Annotated in this window: 3 protein-coding genes; 2 read left to right on the forward strand and 1 reads right to left on the reverse strand. The window is 59.7% G+C overall.

The window, feature by feature from the left end; genetic code table 11:
• Window positions 1–686 (reverse strand): M48 family metallopeptidase (locus tag FEM54_RS31575; protein ID WP_171045955.1); only part of this gene is annotated, 686 nt, incomplete at its 3' end.
• A 95-nt stretch (window positions 687–781) separates the two neighbouring features.
• Between FEM54_RS31575 and FEM54_RS31580 the strand changes: the two genes are divergently transcribed.
• Both FEM54_RS31580 and FEM54_RS31585 read left to right on the forward strand, forming a co-directional pair.
• Window positions 782–1,021 carry a sulfurtransferase TusA family protein gene (locus FEM54_RS31580; protein WP_017137333.1) on the forward strand — a complete coding sequence of 80 codons (240 nt, stop codon included), beginning with the start codon at window positions 782–784 and terminating at the stop codon, window positions 1,019–1,021.
• Between the two features lie 31 nt (window positions 1,022–1,052).
• Window positions 1,053–1,895, forward strand: an 843-nt coding sequence (locus FEM54_RS31585) for an AI-2E family transporter (RefSeq protein WP_138454168.1), incomplete at its 3' end; no start/stop codon positions are given.

Below are 1,895 nucleotides of genomic sequence, written 5' to 3' on the forward strand. Positions count from 1 at the left end.
GCATCGAATCGGTATTGGCGCATCAGGCGTTCGAACATCGTCGGCATGGAGCGTGGGTCGTAACCGGCTTTTTCCAGGTTAAGGATGCCGATACGGTCGGCCTCTTGTTCGTTCTGGCGCGAAAACCTGCGCTGTTCCTGGATAGCTGCCGCCTGGCTGCCCGCAATCGCGGCAATGCCAGCATCACCTGCACCCGCCGCCGCCGCGATAATGCCGCCGAGCAGGGCGGCCATCATCGGAATCTGCATGCGCGACTGCGCTTCCACACCTCGCGCGAAGTGACGTTGGGACAGGTGAGCCAATTCGTGAGCGAGTACCGAGGCATATTCGCCTTCAGTCTGAGCATTCAGGAACAAGCCGCCGTTAACCCCTACAATCCCGCCGGGTGCGGCAAAGGCGTTGAGTTGCGGGCTGTCGATGAGGATGAACTCCAGGCGTCGGTCATTAACCTGGCTGGTCTCCACCAGCTTGTACACGCTGGTTTCGACGTAATCCTTGAGCTGCGGGTCATTGAGTTGCGAGACCTGGCCTCGCAGGTAGGCCAGCCATGCGCGGCCCAGTTGGAATTCCTGTTGCGGCGAGACAATGGCAGAACTGGCGTCGCCGAGTGACGGCAGGTCGTCAGCGAAGGCCGGGGAGGCCAGCAGGCAAGCCAGCGTCAGCAGGGTAGGGCGCAAAAAAGTCATGCACAAAGCCTTTCGACAAAGAGCTTACTGTAGCCGGACACTGAGCTTCGGACCAGATATTCTAAGCACTCCAAACGCATGCCCGGAGCAAACCGATGACCAACGCTGTAGCCTTTGACGCCGAACTCGATGCCAGTGGCCTCAATTGCCCGCTGCCCCTGCTCAAGGCCAAGCTGGAACTCAACCGCTTGGCCAGCGGTGCCGTGCTCAAGGTGATCGCCACGGACGCAGGCTCCCAGCGCGATTTTCGCACCTTTGCCAAGCTGGCCGGGCACACCCTGCTGCATGAAGAAGATGCCGCCGGTGTGTACCGTTACTGGTTGCGCAAGGCCTGAACTGTTCGCCCCCACCGCCCGAGGTTGATTGATGTTCAAAGTGTTACGAGACTGGATTCAGCGCTATTTTTCCGATGAAGAAGCGGTGGTGCTGGCCGTCCTGCTATTCCTGGCTTTTACCGCCGTGCTCACCTTGGGCGGCATGCTGGCGCCAGTATTGGCGGGTATGGTGCTGGCCTACCTGATGCAAGGTTTGGTCACTACCCTGGAACGTCTGCGTTTGCCCGGCGGTGTGGCGGTAGGGCTGGTCTTTGCCCTGTTCATGGGGCTGTTGGTGGTGTTTATCGTCGTGGTGCTGCCATTGCTGTGGCATCAGTTGATCACCTTGTTCAACGAGTTGCCGGGCATGCTCGCCAAGTGGCAATCGCTGTTGCTGCTGTTGCCGGAGCGTTATCCACACCTGGTATCGGACGAGCAGGTGTTGCAGGCCATTGAAGTGGCGCGTGGCGAGATCGGAAAGTTCGGACAATGGGCGCTGACTTTTTCCCTGTCCAGCCTGCCGCTCCTGGTCAACATCATGATCTACCTGGTGCTGGTGCCGATCCTGGTGTTCTTCTTCCTCAAGGACCGCGCAATGATCGGCCGCTGGGTCAGCGGCTATCTGCCGCGTGAACGGGCGCTGATCACCCGAGTGGCCGAAGAAATGAACCGGCAGATTGCCAACTATATTCGCGGCAAGGTCATTGAGATTGTGATCTGTGGCGGCGTCACCTACATCGCGTTTGTCGCGCTCGGGCTGAACTACGCGGCGCTGCTCGCCTTGCTGGTGGGTGTATCGGTGGTAGTGCCGTATGTGGGCGCGGTGGTGGTGACCGTGCCGGTGATGTTGATCGCGTTGTTCCAGTGGGGCTGGAGCGACCAGTTCATCTACCTG

Source organism: Pseudomonas edaphica, assembly GCF_005863185.1.
In the GTDB taxonomy this organism is placed as follows: domain Bacteria; phylum Pseudomonadota; class Gammaproteobacteria; order Pseudomonadales; family Pseudomonadaceae; genus Aquipseudomonas; species Aquipseudomonas edaphica.